This is a genomic window from Bacillota bacterium, assembly GCA_030019365.1.
Taxonomy (GTDB): domain Bacteria; phylum Bacillota; class Sulfobacillia; order JACIYH01; family JACIYH01; genus JACIYH01.
Window position 1 is genome coordinate 1 of the sequence record JASEFA010000026.1, and the last position, 639, is coordinate 639.

General features: G+C 67.0%; 1 protein-coding gene. It reads left to right on the plus strand.

Annotated features, from left to right (window positions below; all coding sequences use genetic code 11):
- Nucleotides 1-639, plus strand: a 639-nt coding sequence (locus QME70_14050) for an aminotransferase class III-fold pyridoxal phosphate-dependent enzyme (protein MDI6895685.1), incomplete at both ends; no start/stop codon positions are given.

Here is a 639-nt window from a genome sequence, read left to right on the forward strand (position 1 = left end):
TGGTGTGCTTCGACCACGCCTTCCACGGTCGCACCCTGCTCACCATGACGCTCACGGGCCACGTGCTGCCGTACAAGGACGGGTTTGGTCCCTTTGCCCCGGAGGTGTACCGGTTCCCCTATGCCTACTGTTACCGGTGTGCTTACGGCCGGTCGTACCCGGGCTGTGGGCTTTACTGCCTGGGGGCCTTTGAGGAGGGCATGGAGGAGAGGGTGGGGGGCCGCAACGTGGCCGCGCTGGTGGTGGAGCCGGTGCAGGGGGAGGGTGGGTTCATCGTACCTCCTCCCGGGTACCTGCGGGGTTTGAAGGAGATCTGCGAGCGGCACGGGATCTTGTTCATTGCCGACGAGGTGCAGACGGGTTTTGGTCGCACGGGGAAGCTGTTTGCGGTGGAGCACGAGGGTATCGAGCCGGACATCCTGCTGGTGGCCAAGTCGATAGCGGCGGGGCTGCCGCTGGCGGGGGTGATCGGCAAGGCCCAGATCATGGACTCGGTGCACAAGGGTGGCATCGGGGGGACGTATGGGGGGAACCCGCTGGCGTGTGTGGCTGCCCTGGAGGTGCTGGAGATGATGGCTGATCCCGGCTTCCTGGCGCGGGGCCGCCGGGTGGGGGAGCAGCTGGAGGGGTTCTGCCGGG